The 24,121-nt window shown below is 73.5% G+C and carries 15 protein-coding genes; 5 read left to right on the top strand and 10 right to left on the bottom strand.

Translation table 11 applies throughout. The annotated features are described in order from the left end of the window. The first annotated feature begins 142 nt into the window (after positions 1 to 142). The 4 genes from ACFVX9_RS13130 (at position 143) to ACFVX9_RS13115 (ending at position 3,693) form a co-directional block, all read left to right on the top strand. Complete coding sequence (locus ACFVX9_RS13130) at positions 143 to 1,135, top strand: Gfo/Idh/MocA family protein (RefSeq protein ID WP_380374061.1); 993 nt, start codon at positions 143 to 145, stop codon at positions 1,133 to 1,135. Further along, the gene (locus ACFVX9_RS13125) at positions 1,132 to 2,385 is read left to right on the top strand and encodes a DegT/DnrJ/EryC1/StrS family aminotransferase (protein ID WP_380374063.1); all 1,254 of its coding nucleotides are present in this window, start codon (positions 1,132 to 1,134) and stop codon (positions 2,383 to 2,385) included. Before ACFVX9_RS13130 ends, ACFVX9_RS13125 begins: the two co-directional genes overlap by 4 nt. Then, positions 2,382 to 2,840, top strand: a complete 459-nt coding sequence (locus ACFVX9_RS13120) for an NUDIX hydrolase (protein ID WP_380479007.1) — start codon at positions 2,382 to 2,384, stop codon at positions 2,838 to 2,840. Before ACFVX9_RS13125 ends, ACFVX9_RS13120 begins: the two co-directional genes overlap by 4 nt. Positions 2,841 to 3,054: 214 nt before the next feature. Continuing rightward, positions 3,055 to 3,693, top strand: a complete 639-nt coding sequence (locus tag ACFVX9_RS13115) for a flavin reductase family protein (RefSeq protein ID WP_380479009.1) — start codon at positions 3,055 to 3,057, stop codon at positions 3,691 to 3,693. Between the two features lie 21 nt (positions 3,694 to 3,714). On the opposite strand, the gene ACFVX9_RS13110 is transcribed toward ACFVX9_RS13115, so the two are convergent. Beyond that, on the bottom strand, positions 3,715 to 4,131 hold the full coding sequence (locus ACFVX9_RS13110; protein WP_387981623.1) for a hypothetical protein: 417 nt from the start codon (positions 4,129 to 4,131) through the stop codon (positions 3,715 to 3,717). 114 nt (positions 4,132 to 4,245) lie between these two features. Then, positions 4,246 to 4,959 carry a DUF6193 family natural product biosynthesis protein gene (locus ACFVX9_RS13105; protein ID WP_387981621.1) on the bottom strand — a complete coding sequence of 238 codons (714 nt, stop codon included), beginning with the start codon at positions 4,957 to 4,959 and terminating at the stop codon, positions 4,246 to 4,248. 341 nt (positions 4,960 to 5,300) lie between these two features. Between ACFVX9_RS13105 and ACFVX9_RS13100 the strand changes: the two genes are divergently transcribed. Beyond that, a complete protein-coding gene (locus tag ACFVX9_RS13100; protein ID WP_387981620.1) occupies positions 5,301 to 5,723 on the top strand; it encodes a hypothetical protein in 423 nt (140 codons plus the stop codon). A 235-nt stretch (positions 5,724 to 5,958) separates the two neighbouring features. Here the strand turns inward: ACFVX9_RS13100 and ACFVX9_RS13095 are convergent, their stop codons facing one another. The 8 genes from ACFVX9_RS13095 to ACFVX9_RS13060 form a co-directional block, all read right to left on the bottom strand. Further along, a complete protein-coding gene (locus ACFVX9_RS13095; RefSeq protein ID WP_387981619.1) occupies positions 5,959 to 7,701 on the bottom strand; it encodes an alanine--tRNA ligase-related protein in 1,743 nt (580 codons plus the stop codon). Positions 7,702 to 7,816: 115 nt separating this feature from the next. Then, entirely contained in the window at positions 7,817 to 8,227 is a 411-nt protein-coding gene (locus ACFVX9_RS13090; protein WP_380479019.1) for a hypothetical protein, read from the bottom strand. Between the two features lie 5 nt (positions 8,228 to 8,232). Further along, on the bottom strand, positions 8,233 to 10,770 hold the full coding sequence (locus ACFVX9_RS13085; protein ID WP_380479021.1) for a penicillin acylase family protein: 2,538 nt from the start codon (positions 10,768 to 10,770) through the stop codon (positions 8,233 to 8,235). Positions 10,771 to 10,888: 118 nt separating this feature from the next. After that, positions 10,889 to 12,184, bottom strand: a complete 1,296-nt coding sequence (locus ACFVX9_RS13080; RefSeq protein WP_380479023.1) for an acetyl-CoA carboxylase biotin carboxylase subunit family protein — start codon at positions 12,182 to 12,184, stop codon at positions 10,889 to 10,891. Between the two features lies 1 nt (position 12,185). Continuing rightward, positions 12,186 to 13,388 carry an argininosuccinate synthase-related protein gene (locus ACFVX9_RS13075; protein ID WP_363375589.1) on the bottom strand — a complete coding sequence of 401 codons (1,203 nt, stop codon included), beginning with the start codon at positions 13,386 to 13,388 and terminating at the stop codon, positions 12,186 to 12,188. Further along, complete coding sequence (locus ACFVX9_RS13070) at positions 13,385 to 15,205, bottom strand: non-ribosomal peptide synthetase (protein ID WP_387981616.1); 1,821 nt, start codon at positions 15,203 to 15,205, stop codon at positions 13,385 to 13,387. Before ACFVX9_RS13070 ends, ACFVX9_RS13075 begins: the two co-directional genes overlap by 4 nt. Before the next feature lie 74 nt (positions 15,206 to 15,279). Beyond that, positions 15,280 to 18,471 (bottom strand): amino acid adenylation domain-containing protein, encoded by a 3,192-nt coding sequence (locus ACFVX9_RS13065; protein WP_387981614.1) that lies wholly within the window; start codon positions 18,469 to 18,471, stop codon positions 15,280 to 15,282. Then, positions 18,468 to 23,993 carry an SDR family NAD(P)-dependent oxidoreductase gene (locus tag ACFVX9_RS13060; protein ID WP_387981613.1) on the bottom strand — a complete coding sequence of 1,842 codons (5,526 nt, stop codon included), beginning with the start codon at positions 23,991 to 23,993 and terminating at the stop codon, positions 18,468 to 18,470. The genes ACFVX9_RS13065 and ACFVX9_RS13060 overlap by 4 nt, the downstream gene beginning before the upstream one ends. Positions 23,994 to 24,121: the final 128 nt, after the last annotated feature.

The following is a 24,121-nucleotide window of genomic DNA, read 5'->3' as shown; positions in this document are numbered from 1 at the left end:
TCATCGACGGTGACCGTGAGCCTACTGCCGGCGACAGCGGGACCACCCCGGGACTACGGACAACGTCTGGTTGGTGACTGCGAGTTGAGCTCTACTCGTCATGCATCGACAAGTTCCTTCGCGAAGCGGAAGGAGTCCGCATATGAAACGACGTGCCGCGGTCATCGGCCTCGGACACCAGGCGCTCGAAGACCACCTGCCCGGCCTGCTCGGCTCCAGCAGGGCCGAACTCGTCGCCATCTGCGACAGCAACCCCACCACCCTGCGACAGCGGCAGGAAGCCCTCCAGGTCCCCGGATTCACCCGCACCGGTGAGCTTTTGGACGCCGCGTCCCCGGACTTCGTGGTCGTCGCCGTCCCGCACCACGTCGGCCGGGAGGTTGTCCAGGAGTGTGCCGCCCGCGGCGTCCACGTTCTCAAGGAGAAGCCGTTCGCCACCTCGGTGCGGGAGGCCCGAGAGCTCGCCCAGGTCTGCCGGGCCGGCCAGGTCGAGTTGATGGTCGCCCTCCAGCGGCGCTTCAACCCGATCTACACCAGCGTCGCCGGACTGCTGGACCAGATCGGCACCCCCTTCCTGATCGACGGCCAGTACACCTTCCACACCGACGACCCCGGTGCCGGATGGCGCGGGGACATCCGCCAGGCCGGCGGCGGCTGCATCATCGACATGGGCTACCACCTCATCGACCTGTTGCTGTGGTACTTCGGCCTGCCCAGCCGGATCATCGCCGATTTCTCCACCGCCGCCGTTCCCGGTGGCGGGTACGACGCGGAGGACACCGCCGTCATCCAGCTCGGTTACGACGCCGACCTGTACGGCTCCGTGCTGCTGTCCAGGTGGATGGCCCCGAAGACCGAGCGCCTGTACGTGGTCGGCACCCGCGGCTCGGTGCTGTTGACCAAGGGCCAGGTCCAGCGGTTCGACCTGCACGGCGCGATCGTCGAGGAGCTGACCCGCCCGCACGCGCCCGCTTCGGCCGCGACCGCGCAGATCGACTACTTCTGCCGGGTCCTGGACGGTGAGAGGCCCAACACTTCCGGCGCCGACCAGCACCTGGCGCACGCGGCGTTCATCGCCTCCTGCTACCAGTCCAAGGCAGCGGGGCGCTACATCGACCCGAAGGAGATGCTGTGACCAGCCCTCTCGCCCTGCTCGGCGGCAAGGCCGCCGTCACCGTCGACGGCCCGCACTTCTCCTGGCCGCCGATCGACGACACCACCCGTGCCAAGGTCGGCGCCCAGCTCGACGAGTCGATCTCCATCCCCGGCCGGTCCGGCATCGTCGCCGAGTTGGAGGACGGGCTGCAGGACTACTTCGGCGTCCGGCATGCGGTCACCACCAGCTCCGGCACCGCTGCCCTGCACGCCACCTACTGGGCCGCGAGGATCAAGCCCGGCGACGAGGTCATCGTCCCGGCGTGGACCTTCCACGCCACCGCCTCCCCGCTGTTCCACCTTCGTGCCGTGCCGGTGCTGTGCGAGACCGGTCCGGACGGCAACATCGACCCGAACCGCGTCGAGGAGCTGATCACTCCTCGCACCCGCGCGGTCATGGCCACCCACCTGTGGGGCAAGCCGGCCGACATGACCGAGCTCGTGGCCGTCGCGAACGTCCATGACCTGGCGGTGCTGGAGGACGGGTCCCACGCCCACGGCGCCGGCACCGCCGGGCAGAAGGTCGGCACGTTCGGTCTCGCCTCGGCCTTCTCCCTCAACGGACCCAAGCCGCTGTCCGGCGGTGAGGGCGGGTTCGTTCTCACGGACGACGACGACACCTACCACCGGGTCATCACGTTCGCGCACTACAACAAGCGGGCCAAGACCGAGATCCCGGACGGCCGTCCGCTCGCGCGGTACGCGGTCACCGGGACCGGCCTCAAGCTCCGCATCCACCCCCTCGCCGCCGCCATCGCCCACGACCAGCTCGCCCGCCTCGACGACTACCTCGCCGGCCGGGCGGAGATCGCCCGCCACCTCACCGACCAGCTCGGCCGGATACCCGGCCTGGAGGTCACCGCAATGCCCGACGGAGTGATTCCGTCCTGGTACGGGTTGACGCTCACCTACCGGCCCGAACAGCTCGGCGGCCTGCCGATCGAGCGGTTCCACCAAGCGCTGCTCGCCGAGGGCGCCACCGAGTTCGACCGGCCCGGCTCCACCTGCCCCCTCAACCAGTTGCCGCTGTACCAGCAGCCCAGCACGCTGTTCCCCGGCCACCCGCAGTCCCAGCGCCGGTACAAGGCCGGGGACTTTCCCGTCGCCGAGCGTGCCCACGCGCACATGATCAAGCTTCCGGTCTGGCATCGTGAGCAGGATCTCGAACTGGTCGAGCAGTACGTTCGCGCGGCCATCAAGATCGGCGACCATCACGAGGAGCTGTTGTGACCACCGCCTTCCCCTCTCCCTCTCCCTCCCCGTCTCCTGAGTTCGCGGCCCGGCTCGCGGCCGACGCTGAATCCGCAGGCATCACCGGCTTCGTCGCCGCCGCCGTGATCAACCACGGAGGTCGGGTCCTGCTCGTGCGTCGCAACCCCGGCGACTACCTGGGCGGCCTGTGGGAGGTTCCCTCCGGGACGGTCGAAGAGGGGGAGGGGATTCTGGGCGCCCTGCACCGCGAGACCAGCGAGGAGACTGGTCTGACGATCCATCAGATTATCGGCTACGTCGGCCACTTCGACTACCGGAACAGTCGAGGCGGCACCACTCGCCAGTTCAACTTCGCCGTCACCGTGGAGAAGGCCGAGCCCGTCGTCCTCACCGAGCACGACGCCTACCAGTGGGCCCTACCCGGCGAGTTGCCCGAGGTGAGTGACGCCGTGCGCGAGTTGCTCGCTCGCTGACACGCGCCGCGGAGGTCGCGGAAGGGCTGCCCTCGACTGGGTGGCCCTTCTGCTCGTTTCACGCGGTTGAACAGCGTGTTCGCCGACTCGCCACCCCCGAAATGCGGTGTCGCGTTTCCGCCAGCGCCGGTGTCCCGCTCGCGAGAGAGTCGGCGACGGTTCGTGTTCCTGATCGCGGACCTGCTCGTCTGGCACTTCGCGAAAGGCACAGCGCATGCACGTCGTCCCCGGGCTCAAGATCCTGTACTTCGGAACTCCGGTGGTGCTGATCAGCTCACTCAACGAGGACGGTACGGCGAACCTCGCGCCGATGTCCTCGGTGTGGTGGCTGGGCCAGTCCTGCATGCTCGGTCTCGGCAACAACGGCCAGACCACCGCGAACCTGCTGCGAGAAGGCGAGTGCGTGCTCAACCTGCCCTCGTCGGCGATGGTCGATGCCGTCGACCGGATCGCGCTCACCACCGGGAAGCCGACCGTGGCGGACTACAAGGTGAAGCAGGGCTACCGGTACGAGCCGGACAAGTTCTCGGTCGCACAGCTGACCGAACAGGCGTCGGACCTGGTCCGAGCCCCCAGGGTCGCGGAATGCCCGGTCCAGCTGGAGTGCAAGGTCGTCTCGGCCCACCCCTTCGGCGGTCCCGAGCCGCACGCCACCGCCTTCGAGGTCGAGGTCCTTCGCGCCCATGTCGAGGAGGACCTCGTCATCCCCGGGACGCACTACGTGGACCCGCTCGGCTGGGACCCGCTGATCATGAAGTTCTGCGAGTTCTTCGGCGGGGGAGACAACGTTCACCCGTCGAGGCTCGCCGAGGGCTGGAACATGCCGCACCAGCTCCAGTCGGCGACCGTCTGAACTGCTCTTTTGTTCGTCCTCCTACCAGAGGGTGGCCGGCCCCGAGAGGACCCAGCCGGCGTCGGTGGGCTTGACCCAGAAGCTCAATGACACCTCGATGATCCGCGCGCGGTAGGTGATCTCGACGTAGAAACCGGTGCCTTCGTGGCCCCAGTGGAAGTCCGCGAGATCGAGTTCGCGGAGCCAGGACAAGTCCTGGTCCCACCCGTCGGCAGCAGGGCTGCCGTTTGTCTCGTCCTTGTCCTTGTCCTCATCGGCGTCCTCGTCGGCGTTCGCCTCGACCGAGCCGGCCCATAGTGACTTGAGCACATGCCGGACCGAGGTGTGATCGACGAGTTCCACGGCCTCGGGGATCCGCTCGGTTCGGAGCAGACTGAAGTAGCGACAGACGACTGCTTCGACGTCGGCTTTGGCAGGGCGCTCCGTCCAGATCTTCACCGTGGGATCTTAAGGGAGCGTCGGACGGATCTCGCCCTCAGCACGGGAAGTCGGCCGGTCCGACTTCCCGTGCTGCGAAAGCCCCATGTGCTGCCTGCGCTCCTCCGCGTCGCTTCAGCGCGCCGGCCCGATCCCCTCCGGGAGGGCGGCCACCACGAGGGCGACGGCTTCCTCCGGCGTCTCGGTGCGCGCGAGCAGCTCGCCGTCGTTCCATACCCCGTACAGCCCCTCGTCGTACGGGCAGATGACGTACCCGATCCGGGCCTTCCTCCTCCAGAACTCCTCGACACTGGTGGAGAACCAGAGGTTGAAGTGGCTGTTGACCGGCATCAGCTGCCGGAGCACCGGCTGGGCGTACGCCGCCAGCAGCGCGTGGGCACGCGGGTGCCGGTCGTATGGCGGGTTGTGGACGCGGTCGAGCTTGACGAGCCACGTCAACTCGACGGCACCGAAAGGCTCCCGCTCGTGGGCGAGGGCCCAGGGCCTGAAGCGGATGAACGGGGCGCGCGCCCGGGTCTCCTCAAGCCCCGCGCCGCCCGTCCACGCCGCCGTCGCCGTGACTACCTTCGCCAGGTCCGAGGTCCACCCACAGGCCAGGGGCGCGCGGTAGCCCTGGAGTCTCACCCGGAAGGTCCGCTGCCCCTCGTCGGGCGGACACACCACCACGCGCCGGCCGCTCCCCGCGTCGACGTACTCCGCGAGTCGACCCCACCGCCCGTCCAACTCGGGCAGGGCGAGCCCGAGTTCCTCGGCGGTACGCCCCAGCGCAGCCTGGAGGGCCCCGTCATCGTCCCAGCCACCCTCGCCAAGCCCCGCCTCGAAGTTCATCACCCCAGTCTGCCCACATCACCGCCGCTCGGTGGCCGTTTCTTTCCGATCACCGGATCGTGGGTCCGGTCGTGCTGTCGACTGACGCGCAGTGGGCGCGGAGAGGGCTGTTGGGCCGGAGAAACCTCACCTCAGGGGCATGGGACGGCCTCGCCCGTTGTTGCCATTTGTTCCTGCCGGCCATGTGGGAAGCGTGACAGGCCCGTCAGGTACTCGCGGTAGCTTCCTTACTGATGTCGGCGCTTCAATGCCATGGCGGCAGGGGGTGCTACTGAGGGTGTGATCCAGGCGGTGAGGAATGCTGTGACCTGAATCAGTACAGATATATAGGGAGGTCACAGGTGACAACCCCGCCGTGGTGGGAAGAACTGATCGGCGTCAGCGACGCTCTGGCGGATGCCGACCGTGCCGACGTCGAGAGCTGGCGAGGCCTTTCAGCGGGCACCGTTGAGGAGGACGAGGACGATGTTCCGCCACTGACACTTCGGCTGGGAACTCTCGGGAGGGTCTTCGGTGAACAGTCGGCCGAGTTCACTCCGGAGCAGAGCCGACGGGTACTGCAACTCTTGGAGCGGATTCAGGCGCAGGGCAGTGATGAGGAGAAGGGGGCTGTTGCTACCGGGTTCTTCGAGGCACTGCTGAACACCTGGGACGAGGGGTTCGACCTCGGCTCTGTCTGGGCGGACGTGGGCCCGGAGTGCCGTGCCCACTGCCGTTCCTGGAATGACTTCACGGGCGTCGACACACCTGGCTGGATGCGCTGATTTGTCGCGTGGTCATGCTCGGAGCCAGAGCCGGAGCCGGGTGGCTGCGACGGTAACGGTGTGAAACCCAGCTGCTATCGATACGTCGGCCGAGGCCGTCGATTTGGTCGGTTGGTAGCGCAGACGAGGGTATGTGTGAGGCGGGACTCGGGGGCGGGGTGTGACCAAGGACGAGGGTGTGGGCTGTCGGCCCCCTGGTGAAGGGGGCCGACAGCCTGCGCCAGTTGGCCTGGCCCTACTGGCCGAGGAGTCGGGTCGCGTCCTGGGCGGCGAGGGTGAGGGCCTCGTCGAGGGCTTCGGTGTTACGTCCGCCGGCGTTGGCGATGGGGCCCTTTCCGCCGGCTCCGCCGCCGACGGCGCGGGCGGCGGCGGTGAGGAGTCGGCTGGCCCGGGTGCCGGTGTCGTGGAGGCTGCGGGTGATGGCGGCGGCGAGGAGGGCCTTGCCGTCGTGTTCGGTGCCGAGGATGACGATGGCGTGCTCGCTACCGAGGAGGTCGGCGGTGTTGGTGGCGAGGGTGCGGAGTTCGTCGGGGCCGAGGCCGGTCACCTTCTCGATGACGATCCGGCCGCCGGGGACGGTTCGGGCGGAGGCGGCGAGTTGCTGGGCGCGGGTGCGGAGCTCGGTTTCGCGGAGGCGGGCGAGTTCCTGTTGGGCGGTGGTGAGGGCGTCGAGGCGCTTGCGGAGGGCGTCGGGGGCGTCGTGTGGGCGGGTGCCGAGGAGGGTGGAGAGTTCTTCGAGGAGGCGGCGTTCGGTGTCGTGGTAGGTGAGGGCGTCGCGGCCGGTGAGGGCTTCGATGCGGCGCAGGTTGGAGCCGACGGAGGCTTCGCCGAGGATGCGGACGGGGCCGGCGTTCGAGCCGTGGGGGACGTGGGTGCTGCCGCAGAGTTCGCGGGAGAAGTCGCCGATGTCGACGATGCGGACGTGGTCGCCGTACTTCTCGCCGAACAGGGCGGTGGCTCCGGCGGCCTCGGCTTCGGAGCGGGTGGCGTGCCAGATGCGGACTTCGGGGTCGTCGAGGAGGTGGTCGTTGACGAGGGCCTGGATGGCGGCGAGCTGGGTGGGGTCGACGGCGGAGAAGTGGGCGAAGTCGAAGCGCAGGCGGCCGGCGTCGACGAGGGAGCCGTGCTGGCGGGCGTGGTCGCCGAGGGTGCGGCGGAGCATGGCGTGCAGGACGTGGGTGGCGGAGTGGGAGCGGGCGACGGCGTCCCGGCGCGGGCCGTCGACGAGGGCTTCGGCCTGCTCGCCGGTGCGGATCTCGCCTTCGCGGATGCGGACGGTGTGGACGTGGAAGCCTTCCAGGCCGAGCCTGGTGTCCAAGACGTCCAATAGCGCGCCGGAGGACGTGCGGATGGTGCCGGTGTCGCCGACCTGGCCGCCGGACTCGGCGTAGAACGGGCTGCGGTCCAGGACCAGTTCGAGCGTGCTGCCCTGGTCGGCGCCGGGCACGACGGTGCCGTCGGCGATGAGGCCGAGGACGGTGGCCTCGGTGGCGAGGCGGTCGTAGCCGGTGAAGTCGGTGCGGCCGTGGCGGGAGGACAGTTCGCGGTAGGCGTCCTGGCGGCGCAGGGCCTCGGCGGTCCTGGCCTTGCCACCGGCCTTGGCGCGCTTTTGCTGCTCGGCGAGCAGGGTGGTGAAGCGGTCCTCGTCGACGGTCAGTCCGGCGTCGCGGGCGGCCTCGATGGTGAGCTCGACGGGGAAGCCGTAGGTGTCGTGCAGTTCGAAGGCGGTTTCGCCGGTGAGGGTGGTGGACCGGCTGTCGCGGCTGTGGGTGACGGCGGCGTTGAGCAGCCGGGTGCCCTGGGTGAGGGTGCGGGTGAAGGACTCCTCCTCGGCGGTGACGACCTGCTCGATGAGGCTTGCCTGGTAGGTGAGTTCGGGCCAGACGTCGCCGAGGTTGGCGATGACGCTGGTGGTGGCGGGGGCGAGGACGGGGTGGTCGATGCCGAGCAGGCGGGCGTGGCGGATCGCGCGGCGCATGAGGCGGCGCGTTCGCTCGGAGTTGTCCTTCAGAGCAAAACCGAGAGCACGGAACGGCGATGGCCCGGGCCGCTGTGCGGGCCGGGCCGTCGTTTGCCTTGGTGGGGGGGTGGGGTCAGGGGGTGGGGCGGAGGGTGGCGGTGGTGGTGCGGGCTAGCCAGACGCCTAGGAGGGCTTGGAGGAGGCTGATCAGGAGGGTGGCGGTGATCATCAGGGAGGCCAGGGCCGGGAGGCCGGCGAGGGCGGCGAGGGTGCGGGCGGTGCCGGCTACGGCTTCGCCGGTGGCGGTGCGCCAGAGGAGGGGGGCGGCCCAGCCGGCGAGGGCGGCTGTGGTGGCGGTGAGGACGGCGGTGCGGGCTCGTTGGCCGCGCAGGGCGGTGGTGGTGCCGAGGGCGAGGCCGCAGAGGAAGGGGAGGTACCAGAGGGACCAGAGGGAGCCGAGGGCTATGACGGTGGTGGCAGTGAGGGTGAGGAGGAGGGGGAGGAGGGGGCGGAAGGTGGGGGAGTGGTGTTGGGGGGTCGTCATGGTGGTCAGGCTCCCGGTCGCAGGGTCCACACCTTGGTGGAGGCGGGTTGGTCGGCGGCCATCAGGAGCGGCGGGTTTCGGCCCTCCCACCAGTAGGGGATGAAGTTCCGGTACCAGGGTGAGGCCGGGTTCTCGCTCTGGCCGCCGGGGTAGACGGCCTGCGCGGTGGCGGTGTCCGGGCCCTTCCAGTCGACGACCATGCGCCAGCTCGGGCCGAAGGTGGAGTTCATGCCGCCGTCGGCCGCGTTGACCGTCCAGCGGTCGCCCTCGGCGGGTTTGGGGCCGTAGCCGAGGGCTTCGGCGCCGGTGAGGGAGGGGATCTGCCGGGTGTGGACGCGGTCCCAGGTCCAGGTGTCGGGGTCGTTGCCGAGGTCCTGGGACAGTTCGGAGACGGCCTGGGTGAACGCGGTCCGCATGGCGTCCGTCGCGGTGCGGGTCGGGCCGCCGGGGGAGGTGAAGGCCGGGTTGGTCGGGTCGTGCAGGGTCCAGGCTTCGAGGTTCTCGTCGAGGCTGGGCAGTGCGCTGGAGACCTTGAGGTACAGGCGGTCGCGTTCGACCGGCACCTTGGCGTGGTCCCACCAGGGCTGGAAGGTGGTCTCCAGGTAGTCGTTCCAGAAGGTCCACCAGATCGGCCCGCCGGCGACGCCGGGTTTCATGGTGTGGTCCCAGCGGTTGAGGACGTCGAGGGCGGCCTGTTGGCGGGGGTCGAGCTTCTGGTCGGCCAGGGCGGTCTTCAGGTGCGGCAGGATGACGGTGGCGAGGTAGTCCGTGACGTCGTTCTGCAGGGTGGCGAAGTCCGCGCTGGTCATCGCCTGGTGGCTCTCCAGGTACTGGTAGATCCGGTTGGCCCGGTAGCCGTTGTCGAAGGCGTTGAGCGTGGTGCCGATGTAGTACGGGTAGTCGGCGGTGACGGGGCGCTGGTTGGCCGTCGCGACCACGTGGTTCGGCGGGTTGTGGACCTGCGGGGTGGCGTCGAAGGGGATGGCGCCGACCACGTCGTACTCGCCGGTGCCGGGCATCGGGAACCAGGGGTTGCCGCCCTTGGTGAGGGGGAAGTACCCGGCGGCGACCACGCCGATGTTGCCGCCGCCGTCGGCGTAGGCGAAGTTGAGCGTGGGGGCGTGCCAGTCGGCGAGCGCGGTGCGGAACTCCTGGTAGTCGCGGGCCTTGTTGACGGAGAGCAGGACGGCCAGGTCGGGGGAGGGGATGTTGCCCATCCAGCTGACCGAGGTGGTCTGCCCGGCCCGGGTCAGGACCGGCCCGTGCACGGTGAGGTCCACGGCGAGGTGTTCGGTGTCGCCGCCCCGGACCGGGATGGTGTACTCCACCCGCTGCATCGGGTGCCACGCGTTGTTCCAGAAGTACTGGCCGGGGTGGTCGGGGCTGGTCTGCTCGCTGTAGAAGACCGTCGACTGGTTCTGCCCGTCCGTCAGGGACCAGGAGATGTTGGCGTTGCGGCCGATCAGCACGCCGGGCATGCCGGCCATGCTGGCGCCGGTGACGTCGGTCTCCGGCGAGGACAGCGCGATCTGGTACCAGTACGAGGGCAGGGTCATCGGCAGGTGCGGGTCGCCGGCGAGCATCGCGTTGCCGCCGGCGACGGCCGGGCCGTTCGCCGCCCAGGCGTTGCTGTCCGGGAAGGTGTGGACCTGGGTGGCCGGGAGCGCGCGGATGGTGTCCAGCAGGGCGTGGGCCGCGGTCGCCTCCCCGGCGGGGTCGGGCTTCCCGGTGGGGGCGACGGGCGCGGGGCGGGGCTCCGACCGGTTGGCGGCGGCTTGGCCGTCGGGCCCGGCGGTGTTGACGTTCGCGGGCAGCGGCGCGATGCCGAGGTCGCGGTACGGCCCGACGTCGTACGGCCGCTGGTCGTTGGGCGCGTGGACCGGGAACCAGTCCATGGTGCGCTCCTCGCCGAGGGACTCCCGGAAGATCGCGTAGTCCAGCGGGGTGCTGGTGAAGTCCATGCTCTGGGTGAGGAGTTCCTGGATGACCAGGCTGTCGACCGGGGTCCAGTCGGCCGGGTAGACCCCGGTGAGGGAGAAGATCGCCGGCCACTGCCCGTTGTGGCGCAGCTCGGAGATCCAGGCGTTGATTCCCCGGGTGTAGCTGGTGAGGGCGCGGCCGGCCGGGCTGTCGGGTGGGGTGGCGGCCCAGGTGGCCTCGGCGGTGCGCAGGAGTCCCATCTGGAGTTCGAAGCGGTCGGACTCGACGCTCCCGGGCCCGTTGAGTTCCGCCAGGCGTCCGCGCCCGGCGCGCCGCTCCAGGTCGAGCTGGGCGAGCCGGAAGCGGGCGTGCAGGTAGCCCTGGGCCTGGAACAGGTCGGTGTCGGAGGCGGCCTTGACGGCGGGGACGCCGTTGTCGTCGAAGGCGACCGTGACCGGCGCGTTCAGGCCCGCCAGGGTGAGGGTCTCGGTGTGCGGGAGTTCGGCGCCGGCGGCGGAGTCCCACGCCCCGGCCCCGGGGACGAGGGCGGTTCCGAGGGCCGGGATGGGCCCGATGCCCAGCGCGAGCAGCGCGAGGACCAGGGCGGAGACTACGGCTGCCACCGCCGCGTGGGTGGCTGTGCGTATGCGCCGCGGCAAGTTGACTCCAGGGGTGCGAGGTTGGGCGGGTGCGGTGGGGTGGGACGAGGAGGGTAGATACCGGGGCCGGGGCTCAGGACCGTCAGGACCAGAAGTCGGCCATCGTGCGGTGGATGCCCTCGACGGTGGCCCGGAGCTCGGGGTGTCCGGGGGCGGAGCCGTAGACCGTGCCGATCAGCCACTCGGTGCCGGCCCGCCAGTCGGCCCGCCAGGACGGGTCGATCCGGGCGTCCACCAGGTCCACCCCGGGGAGGTGCTGGAGGCCGTCGAGCACCTCGGCGGGGCCGGGGACGAGGCCGTCGGCGGGCGGGGAGATGAAGTACTGGAACGCCACCTTCGGGCAGCCTGCGCCCAGGGCGAGCACCGGCTCGGGCGGGTCGAACGCGCCGAGTGCCAGCCGGAGGGCGAGGACGAGCAGGTCCGTCCCGGCGGAGCGCTTGAGGACGTCCGAGACGTGCCCGCCCAGGCGGCCGTTGACCTCGATCAGCCGCGGCCCGTCGGGGGTGAACTTGATCTCGGTGTGGGTGACGCCCTCGCGGATGCCGAGCGCCCGCAGCGCGCGCTGCTCCAGGGCCACGACCTCGTCGGCCAGGCCGGCGGGGAGCAGGGCCGGGGTGAAGTAGCCGGTCTCCCGGAACGGGGGAGCCAGTGGCAGCTTGCCGGTGACCGCGACGGTGCGGATCTCGCCGTCGCGGATCGCGGACTCGACCGAGACGTAGTCGCCCCAGAACTCCCCCACCACGGTGGGGTCGCTGACCAGGTACTCCTCCAGCACGAACACCGCCGGGCTCGCCGCGCCCTCGGTGAACTCGGCGTACCGGTCGGCCAGTTCGGCGGCGCTGCGGACCAGGCAGGTGTCCACGCTGCCGGCCCCCGAGCGGGGCTTGAGGACGGCGGGCAGCCCGGTCGCGGCGAGGGCCGGGCCGAGGTCGGCGGCGGAGTGGACCGTCCGGCAGGCGGTGGCCTGTACGCCCGCCGCCGCCAGGGCCTCGCGCTGGCGGAACTTGTCGACCAGGACCTCGACGGTGGCCCGGTCGTGGAACGGCAGGCCGCACCGCGCGGCCACGGCGGCCGCCGTCCGGAGCAGGTGGTCACTGAAGGTGATCACTCCGGCGGCGCCGAACTCGGCGGCCCGGTCGCACAGTTGCTCCTCGGTCAGGCCGGCCGTGTCCACCACGGTGGCCGACTTCGGCAGCTGGGCCAGGTCGGCGGCCACCTTCGGGTCGCCGAGGTCGCCGAGGAAGACCGCCGTGCACAGCCGCCGCCCGGCGGTCAGGACCCCGCGCGCGGTGGCCGAGCCCCGGCCGTAGACGACCAGCAGTACCGGGGGAGAAAGGGACGCCGGGGACGAAGGGGGCGCCGGGTTCGAGCCGCCCATGTCAGCGCTCCTGCGGCTGGTTCGGGCTGAACGCCGCGCGCTCGGCGGCGACGGAGCGGTGCTCCCAGGCCTCCCGGTCGCGCAGGTAGAGCGGCCGGTCGGCGACGATGGCCCGGGTCTCGGCCGAGCCCGCCGAGAGCCGCCACCGCACCGAGCCGGTGACGGGCGCCGAGCAGACCTCGATGAACGCCTGGCTGGCCCGGCGCAGTTCGCCGAACCAGCGGCCCTCCAGCGCCTCGCGGACCCACAGCTGCTCCTGGTTCAGCTTCTCCCGCAGCAGTTCGGCGGAGAGGGTGGCCGTCTCCAGGTGGCGGCGCGAGCGCAGCAGCAGCCAGGCGGCGGGCATCTCGCGGATCTCCAGCACCTTCGGGCCGTGGCCCAGGTGTTCGAGCCCGCTGTACCGGCCGAGGCCGTGCGCGCCGACCAGGTGGTTGAGGGTGTCGATCAGCTCGGTCAGTGGCAGCCGCCGGCCGTCCACCGCGACCGGACGGCCGGCCTCGAACGCGACCTCGACGGCCTCCGGGGCCTCGGCGGGGCGCAGCGCGCTCCACTGGTAGAGCCGCTCGGGCACGGCGTGGTCCTCGGGGTCGTCGAGGATCCCGGACTCGAACTCCCGGCACCACAGGTTGGAGTCGCCGCTGACCAGCCGCTCGCTCAGCTGCTCCAGGCCGGCTTCCTTGAGCTCGCGCATCTTCTGGTCCCGGTCCACCGGGTCCAGGTCGTACGGGCTGCCGTAGCGCCCGGCGAAGCCGAGCAGTTCGAGGGCGCCGTTGAGCCGGCGCAGGGTGTTCTGGGAGCGGTTGGCGGTGTGCAGCACGGTGGTGGCGCCGAGTTCGCGGGCGGTGTCGACGGCGACCTTGGCGATCAGCGGGCGGCTGAGCGAGGAGCTGACCGGGTGGGTGTCGAGGTAGACGGCGTGTGCGGCGATGGCCGGGCGGACGTAGTCCTCGGCGAACTCCTGTCGGCCGTCGACCAGGTGCAGCCGGATGCCGAGCCGGTCGGCGATCCGCTGCTTGTGCTCGCTGCTCTCGTCCTCGCCGAGGTCGACGCTGACGGCGTGGACGTTGCGGGCGCCGGCCCGGGCCAGGCGGTGCAGCAGGTAGCTGCTGTCCAGCCCGCCGCTGAACAGGGTGACGACGGGGGCCGACGGATCGCGGGCGATCGCGTCGAGCTCGCCGAAGGAACGGACGACCTGGGGAGTCACCGCGATCCCTCCGTTCCCTGCTCGGCCAGGGCGGCGGTGAAGGCCGTCACCGTGGGCTCGTCGTACATCAGGTGCATCGGGACCTCGACGCCGAGCAGCGTCTCCAGCCTGCGGGTGGCGCGGACCACCTTGAAGGAGTCCCCGCCGATCTCGAAGAAGTCGTCGTCCGGGCCGATGGCGGGCAGCCCGAGGACCTCGCACCAGACCGTGGAGACGGTGGCGGCCACGCTGTCGCCGGGCGGTGCTTGCGGTTCGTCGGTGACGGTGGGCAGGACGGCCCCGGCCCGTTCGGTCAGCAGGGCGCGGTCCAGCTTGCCGTTGGCGGTCAGCGGCATCGAGTCGACGGCGGCCAGCGACGCCGGGACCATGTACGAGGGCAGGGCGCCGCGCAGCGTCTCGCGCACGGCGGCGGTGACGCTCGCGGGCTCGGCGCCGGGTGCGAGCACCAGGAAGCCGACCAGCCGGGCGTCGCTGCCGCGGCCGTGGGCCACCACGGCCGCCTGCCGGACCTCGGGCACCCGCAGGGCCGCGGACTCGATCTCGCCCAGTTCGATCCGGTAGCCGCGGATCTTCACCTGGAGGTCGACCCGGCCCAGGAACTCCAGGCCGCCCACCGGGTGGGTACGGACCAGGTCGCCCGAGCGGTAGAGCGGGCCGGGGCCGTCGCCGAGGTGGTCCGGGACGAAGCGCTCCGCGGTGAGCTCGGGCCGGTTGAGGTAGCCGAGGGCGAGGCCCTCGCCGCCGATGTAGAGCTCGCCGGGCTCGCCGTCCGGCACGGGCTTGCCGTCCTCGTCGAGGATCCACAGGGTGGTGTCCTCGATGGCCGGGCCGATGTAGACGGTGTCCAGGCCGGGGTCGCGCGGGGGCACCCAGGCGGTGCAGTAGATGGTGCACTCGCTCGGCCCGTAGAGGTTGGTGAGCGGCGCGGTGGACTGGGCGTGGAAGCGGCGGACCAGCTCGGGCGCGAGCGGCTCGCCGCCGGTGAGGACGCGCCGCAGGCCGTCGAAGCGCTCCTCGGGCCCGCGGGCCAGCAGGAACAGCTCCAGCAGCGAGACCACGCAGTAGAAGATGGTGATGTCGGCTGCGCGGATGGTCTCGGCGAGGTAGTCGGCGTCGCGCTGGCGGCCGGGGGCGGCGATGACGATGGTGGTGCCGGTGATCAGCGGCCAGTACACCTCGATCAGGAACATGTCGAAGCTGCACGCGGTGTGGTGCAGCATCCGGTCGTCCGGGCCGAGTCCGTGGCTGCGCTGGAGCGCCCGCAGGCGGGTGGTCACCGCGCGGTGCGGGATCAGCGAGGCCTTGGGCCGGCCGGTGGAGCCGGAGGTGTAGATGACGACCGCGGGCTGCTCGGCGAGGTCGGCCGCCGGCTCGAACGGGACGGCCGGGCGGGCCGCCGCGCACTCGTCGACGGTGACGATCTCGGTGCCCGGCAACCCGGGGAAGCGGGAGCGCAGTTCGGGGGTGGTGATCAGCAGCCGGGGCGTGCAGTCGGCCAGCATGTCGAGGGTGCGGGCGACCGGGTCGTTGACGTCGAAGGCGACCTGGGCGGCGCCGGCCAGGATCACCCCGGCCACGGCGACCACGAAGTCGGCCGAGCGCTCCAGGTAGACCGCGACCCGCTCGCCCGGGCGCACCCCCCGCTCGCGCAGCAGCGAGGCGACCCGCACGGTGCGGTCCCTGAGCTCGCCCGCGAGCAGGACCCGGTCGCCGTCGACCACGGCGGGCTGCGCCGGATCGGCCTCCCAGCGGGAGAGCAGCAGGGTGTCGAGCCGTCGTTCGCCGTCGTCGAGAATCGTGGCCGTAGAGCTAGCCATGGAGGTTGTGTCCAATCGGTGTGGTCGGTGCAGGGGCGTCCCGGCGGCCGGGGCCGGCCGGGACGCCGGTTGGTTCACTGGTCGGCGTCGGCCAAGGCGTCGGAGCCCGGGGTGTCGGAGCCCGAAGCGTCGGCGTCGGCGTCGGCGTCGGCGGCCAGGGCCGGGCCGATGGCCGCGGTGAGGTCGCGGACCGTGGAGGAGTCGAAGAGCAGCTCGATGTCGAGCGAGCAGCCGAGTTCCGCCTCCAGCCGGGAGACCAGTCGCAGGGCGCGCAGCGAGTCGCCGCCCAGCTCGAAGAAGTCGTCGTCCAAGCCGACCTCGGGCAGGGCCAGGACCTCGCGGAACAGCCGGGCCACCAGCGCCTCGTGGTCCGCCGTGCCGCTCGGCCCGCCGCTCGGCGCGGCCTCGTCGGCGAACCCGGCCGGGGTGGGCAGGGCGAGCAGGTCGGTCTTGCCGGCCGGGGTGAGCGGCAGTTCGGCGAGGACGGTGACCGCCTCGGGGACCATGTACGAGGGCAGCGAGCGCCGCAGCCCGGCCTGGACGCCGGGGGCGTCGAGCGGGGCGCCCCGGTCGGCGGGCACCACCCAGGCGACCAGGCGGCCCTCCCGGACGGCGACCGCGGCGGCCGCCACCTCGGGCAGGGCCAGCAGGACCTGCTCGATCTCGCCGGGCTCGATCCGGTAGCCGCGCAGCTTGAGCTGGCGGTCCATCCGGCCGAGCAGTTCGATCCGCCCGTCGGGCAGGCGGCGGGCGTGGTCGCCGGTGCGGTACATCCGGCCGCCCGTGAACGGGTCGGTGACGAACCGCTCGGCCGTCAGCTCGGGCCGCTGCCAGTAGCCCTGGGCGACGCCGTCGCCGCCGATGCACAGCTCGCCGACGCAGCCGACCGGCAGCAGTTCGCCGTCCACGGTGTCCAGCACGTGCAGCACGGTGTTGGCGATCGGGCGGCCGACGGTGACCCGGGTGGTGTCGGCGGTGATCCGCTCGACGCTGGAGTACACGGTGGTCTCGGTCGGCCCGTACATGTTCCACACCGACTCGCCGCGCTCGGCCAGCGGCGCCGCCAGGTCCGCGGGGAAGGCCTCGCCGCAGCTGTAGAGCCGGGGCCGGCCGGCGCCCTGCCAGTCGGAGTCCAGCAGCGCCCGGTAGCGGGACGGGGTCGCCTGGAGCGCGGTGATGCCGTGCTCGACGCTGTAGCGGTCGAGTTCGCGGCCGCTCAGCCCGAGCGCCTGGCCGCCCACGTGCACCGTCGCGCCGACGGCGAGCGGCACCAGCAGCTCGGCCAGCGAGGTGTCGAAGCTGAGCGTGGTGAGGGCGAGGAAGCGGGTGTCGCCGTCGAGGCCGGGGTGGCGGCGGGCCAGGCTGTCCACCAGGTTCGCCAGCGCCCGGTGGCCGACGGCGACGCCCTTGGGGCGGCCGGTGGAGCCGGAGGTGAACATCAGGTAGGCGAGGCTGTCCGGGGCGGCGCCCGGCAGGTCGGCGGTCTCCTGGAGCGTCAGGTCGGCGGCGGCCAGGTCCAGGGAGGCCAGGTCGACGGCGGCGCCGTCCCAGCCGGCCAGCGCGGGCGCGCCGGTCGCGTCGGTGAGCACCACGGCCGGGGCCGCGTCCGCCAGGACGAGGCCGATCCGCTCCACCGGGTGGGCCGGGTCGAGCGGGACGAACGCGGCGCCGGCCCGGGCGACGGCCAGCATCGCGGTCACCAGGTCGGCGCTGCGGCCCAGGCAGACGCCCACCCGGTCGCCGGGGCGCACGCCGCGCGCGGCCAGCTGCCGGGCCAGGGCGTCGGCCCGCCGGTCGAGCTCGCGGTAGCTGTACCGGGTCTGCTGGTCGACCACCGCCGGGTGGTCCGGGCGGCTGCGGACCGCGTCGTCGATCAGCCCGGACAGCAGGGCCGACGGCTCGCCGCGGTCGATCTCGCTGCCGTTCCAGGTGTCGAGCTGGCGGGCGCGGGCCGCCTCGGGGACGGCCAGCAGCTCCCGGACCGGGCGGCCGGGCTGCGCGGCGATGCGGGTCAGCACCGCGACGACGTGGTCGAGCAGCGCGGCGGTCTCCTCCGGGGTGATCCGCCCGGCGTCCACCACCGCCTGGAGCTGCATCTCGGCGGCGGCCCGCACGACCAGGGTGACCGGGTAGTTGGTCCGGGTCTCGTAGCGGACGTCGCTGACCGTGACCGCGCCGTGGGAGAGTACCGCCTCGGTGCGGTCCGGGTAGTTCTCGACCACCACGACGGTGTCGAACAGCGGCACGCCGGGCGCGGTCTCGGTCCAGCGCTGGATGTCGGTCAGCGGGGTGTGCTGGTGGTCCAGTAGCGGGTGGCGGGTCGTGGCGTGGCGGGCGAGCCAGTCGTCGCCGGGCAGCTCCCGGTCGATCCGCACCCGCACCGGGACGGTGTTGATGAACATCCCGAGCATCTGGTCCGCCCGGTCCAGGTCGACGGGGCGGCCCGAGACGGTCACGCCGACCACCACGTCGTCGCGGCCGGAGTGGCGCGCGACCGTCCCCGCCCAGGCGGCCTCGACCAGGCTGCTGAGCGTGGTGGCCTTGCCGGCGGCCAGCCGCCGCAGCGCGGTGACGGTCTCGGCGGGCAGCTCGGCGCGCACCGTGCGGAAGTCGCCGGACGGCTTGGCGCCCGGGCGCACGCCCGGCAGGCTCAGCGTCGCCGGCTCGCGGTAGCCCGCCAGGTAGCCGGTCCAGAACGCGCGGTCGCGCTCGGCCTCCTGACGGCCCAGCCAGGCGATGTACTCGCGGAAGGCGGGCGGCGCGGGCGCCTCGGCGGTGTCACCGGACAGTCCGGCGGTGACCTCGGCCAGCAGCAGCGCGGCGGACCAGCCGTCCAGCAGCAGGTGGTGGTACGTCCACACCACCAGGTGCTCGTCGGGCAGGCGCAGCACCAGCAGCCGCATCAGCGGCGGCCGGGCCAGGTCGAAGCGCTCGCGGGCGCGCTGCTCCAGCTCCTCGGCGACGGCGCGCTCCCGGGCCGGCTCGTCCAGCCCGGACAGGTCGCGGAACTCGATCGGCAGGTCCGCCTTGGGCAGCACCACCTGGTGCGGGGTGCGGATCCGCTCGCGGACGAAGGCTGTGCGCAGCACCGGGTGCCGGGCGATCGCGCGCTGCCAGGCGGCGCCCAGCTCGGCCAGGTCCAGTTCGCCGCGCACCCGGAAGGTGGTCAGCTCGACGTACAGGCCGTGCTCGGGGGAGGTGGTGCTGTGGAAGAGCATCCCCTCCTGGGTCGGCGAGAGCGGGTAGATGTCCTCGATGTCGTTCACTTGGTGTCCTCTCCTGACCGGAACAGGGCGAATACCCGGGCCAGGTCGTCTGCGCTGAGGTCCGCGTCCGAGAACGCCTCGCCCGACCCCTTCGCGGGGGCCGGATCGGGCTCGGTGGGAGCGGTGGGCGGGGCGGGGGTGTCGGACGCCGGCTCGGCGGCGGGCGCGCGGTCCGCGCGCAGCCGGGCGGCGAGCTGTCCGACGGTGGGGTGGGCGAAGAGGTCGCCGGGGGAGACGGTCAGGCCCTGCCGCTGGAGTTCGGCGGTGATCTGGACGATCAGCAGGGAGTCGCCGCCGAGTTCGAAGATGCTGTCCTCGGGGCCGATCCGGGGGACGCCGAGCAGCCGGGACCAGACCGCGGAGATCTGCTCCTCCAGCCCCTCGGGGCCGGTCGCCGGGGCGGCCTGCGGCGCGGAGGGTGCGGCCTGCGATGCGGACGGGACGGGCGCGGCCGGCCCGGTCGCGCGGGGGCTGACCAGCACGTGCGGGAGGTGACGGTTGGCCAGGATCCGGTCGAAGGCCAGCAGGCCCTCCCGGGTCGGGATGCCGTCTTCCGCGTCTGGGCCGGGAACGTCCGGGCCAGGAGAGCCCGGGCCGGGGGCGGCCGGGGCCGGGCGCAGCACGAAGCCCTCGACGAGCACGGCCGCAGTGCCGTCCGGCCCGGCGACGACCACGTCGACGACCAGCGTGTCGCCCGCCCCGGCGTCACCGGAGCGGCGGTCGACCCGAACCACGGCTTCGGGGCCGAGCGGGCCGAGCACCACCAGGCGGCGGTAGGCGACCGGCAGGTGGCTGCCGGTGCGGGCGGTGACGGCGCCGGTGGCGGTGTCCAGCAGCGCGGGGTGCAGCGGGTGCGCGGCCAGGTCGCCGTGGAACGCCTCGGGCAGGCGCAGCCGCAGCATCGCCTCGCCGCGCCCGTCCTCGCGGACCTCGGTGACGCTCTCCCAGCGCGGCCCGGTGCGCAGGCCGCTGGCGCCGCCGGGCTGCTCCCCGGCGGCGGAGGGCACCGCGACCTGCGGCACCGGGGCGCAGCGGGCCGCGAGGCCGTCGAGGTCCAGGCGCTCGGGGGAGCCGCCCCCGTACGGTGCGATCCGGCCCTGGGCGTGCGGCCTGGACGGCACGGCGGTGGAGCGGACCTCCCACAGGTGCCCGCCGTCGGGCGCCGGACGCAGCCGCAGGGTGACCTCGGGCGGGGCGTCGGCGGGCATCCGCAGCGGGTGGGTGAAGACCGCGTCCAGCTCGACCGGCCCGTCCCCGACCGCCAACCGGTGCCCGGCGACGGCGAGTTCGAGCAGCGCGGTGCCGGGCAGGACCGGGACGTCGCCGATCCGGTGCTCCTCGGCCGGCCAGACGCTCTGGTCGGTGCGGCGCAGCCGCAGCTCCACCGTCCCGTCCGGCTCCGCCCGGCGGGCGTCGAACAGGGCGTGGTCGAGCACCTCGCCGCCGTCGAGCCAGTCGTGCAGGCCGGACCGCACTGCCATGCCGGTCTGCGACCAGCGGTCCCAGCCGATCGACACGGCGGCCCGGGTGCCGGCGGCGAAGCTGTCCAGGAAGGCGTTGGCGCCGGTGTAGTCGGCCTGGCCGACCGCACCGGTGACCGCCAGCACCGAGGAGCAGAGCACCAGCACCGGCCGGTCCACGGCCGTCAGCCGCTCCAGCAGGACGGTGCCGAGCACCTTGGGGGCGAGCACCCGCGCCATCTCCCCGGCGCTGCGCAGCGCGGTGACACCGCCGCCGGGCACCCCGGCGGCGTGCACCACCCCGGCGATCGGGCCGTACGCGGCCCGGACCCGGTCGAGCGCGGCGCCGAGCGCGGCCTCGTCGGTGACGTCCGCCTGGACGAGGCAGAGCCGGGCGCCGTGCGCCGTCAGCCCGGCGAGGGCCTCGGCCAGCTCCGGCGGGCAGCTCGCGGCGGGCGCCGCGCCCTCGGGGCGCAGGCTCCGCCAGCCGGCGCCGTCGGGGACGGCACGGCGGGTGAGCAGGACGAGCGTCCGGCCGGCGTCCTCGGCGAGGTGGCCGGCCACGGCCAGACCGATCCCGCCCAGGCCGCCGGTGACCAGCCACACGCCGGACGGCGCGGCGGGCTGCGGCCCGGCCGGGTCGGTGAGGACGGGACGCTCCGGGGCCGGCACCAGGTGCGCCCGGCCGCGGACGGCGGTCAGCGGCGCCGCAGCGCGCCCGGCGCGCAGCTGCGCCACCACGGTCTGCGCCGCCAGGGCCAGTTCCTCGGGCTCCCGGGTCGGGCAGTCCAGGTCGAGGGCCTGGACGGTGACGCCGGGCAGCTCCTGCGGCAGCACCCGCACCGCGCCCAGCCCGGCGGCGGCCTGCGGGGTGCGGGCGGGCTGCCCGTGCACCCCGTGGGCGGCGTCGGTGACCAGCAGCATCCGCAGCGGCCGGCCGGGGAACGCCTCGCCCAGGGCCCGGGCCAGCTGGACCGGGACGGTGAGGGCGCGCAGCGCGCCGTCGGCCGCCTCGCCCGGGGTGGCCCGGTGCAGCGGCGGGGTGTCCAGGGCCCAGCAGGAGAGGACGGCGTCCGGTGCGGTGCCGCGCGCGGCCAGGGCGGCGGCCAGCGCGGGGAAGGCGGCGGGGTCGTCGGCGTCGAGCGTGAAGGGGGCGTCGAGCGTGAGCCCGGTGGGCGCCCCGGCGCGGGCGCGGACCAGGCTGACCTGGGCGCCGGCGGCGGCGAGCTCTCCGGCGACGGCCTCGGCGAGGCCGGACTCGTCGGCGAGCAGGAGCACCGACGACGGGAGCGGGCCGGTGCCGGACGGCGGCAGCGCCTGCGTCCAGGACACGACGTGCAGCCAGTCGTCCACGCCGCTCGCACCGTCGGAAACCTGCGCGGAGGCGGCGGGGCTTTGGAGGGTGGTGGCGGTGGGCTCGGCGGCGGCGGGCTCGAACCAGTGCCGGGTGGGCTCGAACGGGTAGCCCGGCAGCGAGACGTGCCGGCGCCCGGCCCGCTCGCCGAGGGCGGACCAGTCGACCTCGGCGCCCCGCTCCCACAGTCGGGCCAGCGCGGTGAGCCGGGCCGGCGGCTGGTCCGGGGCGGGCGCGGCGCCGCCGAGGGCGGGCAGCGCGGGGCGCCCGGCGCCCAGGGTCCGTACGGCGAAGCCGCTCAGGCCCCGGCCGGGGCCGAGCTCCAGCAGCGGGCCGTCGCCCGGCAGCGCGGCGAGCGCGTCGGCGAAGCGGACGGTGTGCCGCAGCTGGCGCGCCCAGTACTGCGGCGACGCGGCCTCCTCGGCGGTGAGCTCACGCCCGGTCAGGCCGGAGACGAGCGGCACGGCGGGCGCCTGGACGGGCACGGTGGCGACCAGCCGGGCGAACTCCTCCAGCAGCGGTTCGGCGTCCCGGGAGTGGAAGGCGTGCCGCACGGCCAGCTGCCGGGCGGCCACGCCGCGCGCGGCCAGCCGTTCGGCGAGCCGCGCGACCGCCTCGGGGGCGCCGGCCACCACGCAGCGGTCGGGCGCGTTGACGGCGGCCAGCTCCGGCCCGGCCGGGTCGTCCAGCAGGGCGCGCAGCTCCGGCTCGGGCAGCGGGACGCTGAGCATCGCGCCGGGCGCCATGGTGCCCATCAGCCGGCCGCGTTCGGCCACCAGCCGGGCGGCGCCGGGCAGGTCGAAGACGCCGGCGGCGCAGGCGGCCGCGAACTCGCCGACGCTGTGCCCGGCGAGTGCGACCGGTCGGATGCCGAGCCCCGTCCACCACGCGGTGAGCGCGTACTCCACCGCGAACAGGGCCGGTTGGGCGGTCTCGGTCCGGTCGAACAGGTCCGGGTGGGCCGGGTCGAGCAGCAGCTCGCGCAGCGGCGCCGTGGTCCACGGCCGCAGGGCGTCCAGGCAGCGGTCGAGCGCGGCGCGGAAGAGCGGCTCGGCGTGGTACGGCTCGGCCGCCATGCCGGGGTGGCCGGCCCCCTGCCCGGGGTAGAGGAAGGCCACCTTCGGACCGGTCGCGACGGCCTGGACGGCCTGGGCGGCGGGGGACGCCTCGCCCGAACGACCGGTCAGGACGGCGCGCCGCCACGGGTGCTGGCGCCGCCTGGTCTGGAGGGTGAACGCGGCATCGCCCGCGTCGGGCGCACCGGGGCCGGCCAGCGCCGCGCCGATCCGCTCGGCGGCCCGGTCGAGCGCCCGCTCGCTGCGGGCGGACAGCGGCAGCAGCTCCCACTGCGCCGGCTCGGCGGCGGGCGCGGCGGGCAGCGGCGGCGCGTCCTGGAGGATCAGGTGGGCGTTGGTGCCGCCGATGCCGAAGGAGCTGACGCCCGCGATCCGGGCGCCGTCGCGGCCGGACCACGGCTCGGCCTCGGTCAGCACCCGGAACAGGCCCGGGGCCAGCTCGGGGCTGGGGCTCTCGAAGTGCACGGTCGGCAGCAGCGTGCGGTGCTGGAGCGCGAGCACCGTCTTGATCAGCCCGGCCATCCCAGCGCAGGTGTCCAGGTGGCCGACGTTCGACTTGACCGCGCCGAGCACCCGTCGGGAGTCCGGGGCGTCCGCGAACACCCGGCCCAGTGCGGCGAGTTCGATCCGGTCGCCGAGCGCGGTGCCGGTGCCGTGCGCCTCGATGCAGGAGACCTCGCCGGGCGTGACCCCGGCCACGGACTGGGCCGCCGAGACGACCCGGACCTGTCCGTCCAGGCTCGGCGCGGTGAAGCCGACCTTGCGGTTCCCGTCGTTGTTGACCGCCGAGCCGAGCAGCACGGCCCGCACGGTGTCGCCGTCGGCGACCGCGTCGGCCAGCCGCTTCAGCACCACCACGCCGACGCCGCTGCCGAAGACCGTGCCGGTCGCGTCGGCGTCGAAGGGGCGGCAGTGCCCGTCGGCGGAGAGGATCCCGCCCTCGGCGTGCAGGTAGCCGAGTCCCTGGCCGATCCCGGCGGAGACGGCGCCGGCCAGCGCCACGTCGCACTCGCCGCTGAGCAGCGCCTCGGCGGCCAGGTGGACCGCGAGCAGGGCGGAGGAGCAGGCGCTCTGCACGCTCAGGCTCGGGCCGGTCAGGCCCAGCCGGTAGGAGGTCTGGGTGGCGAGGTAGTCCTTGTCCCCGGCGGCCAGCCACTGGACGTCGGCCCGGTCGGCCAGGTGGGCCGCGTTGGGCAGCAGGTGGTGCGTCAGGTAGGAGTTGAAGCCGGCCGAGGCGTAGACGCCCACGCCGCCCTCGACGCCGTCGGTCAGCTGCCCGGCGTCCTCCAGCGCGGTGACCGCGCACTGCAGGAACAGCCGGTGCTGGGGGTCCATCAGCTCGGCGTCGCGGGGCGGGATGCCGAAGTACTCGGCGTCGAACTCCGCGAGGCCCTCCAGCACGCCGCCCGCCCCGACGAACCGGGGGTCGGCCAGCCGCTCGGCGGGGACGCCCAGGGCCGCCAGCTCCTCGGGGCTCCGGAAGGTGACGCTCTCGCGGCCCGCGACCAGGTTGGCCCAGAAGGCCCCGGCGTCGGGAGCTCCGGGGAACCGGCAGGCGAGGCCGGTCACGGCGATCGCGTCCGGCAGGTCCGGCGGTGCGGCGGCCGGGCCCCCGGGGGCGTGGGTGGTCATCGGGCTTTCTCCTCATGGGTGGTGATGCGACGCGGCTCGCGGGGGTCCGGGGGGCCGCCACCCCCACAGGGGGTAGGGGGGTGGAAGCCAGACAGCAGGGGAGAACCGGCCGAGCAGCGCCCAGAACT

Origin of the sequence: Kitasatospora sp. NPDC058243 (genome assembly GCF_042882025.1) — a bacterium.
Classification (GTDB): Bacteria; Actinomycetota; Actinomycetes; order Streptomycetales; family Streptomycetaceae; genus Kitasatospora.
The sequence above is the reverse complement of the archived record's forward strand: the minus strand, read 5'-3'. Positions and strand labels throughout refer to the sequence as shown.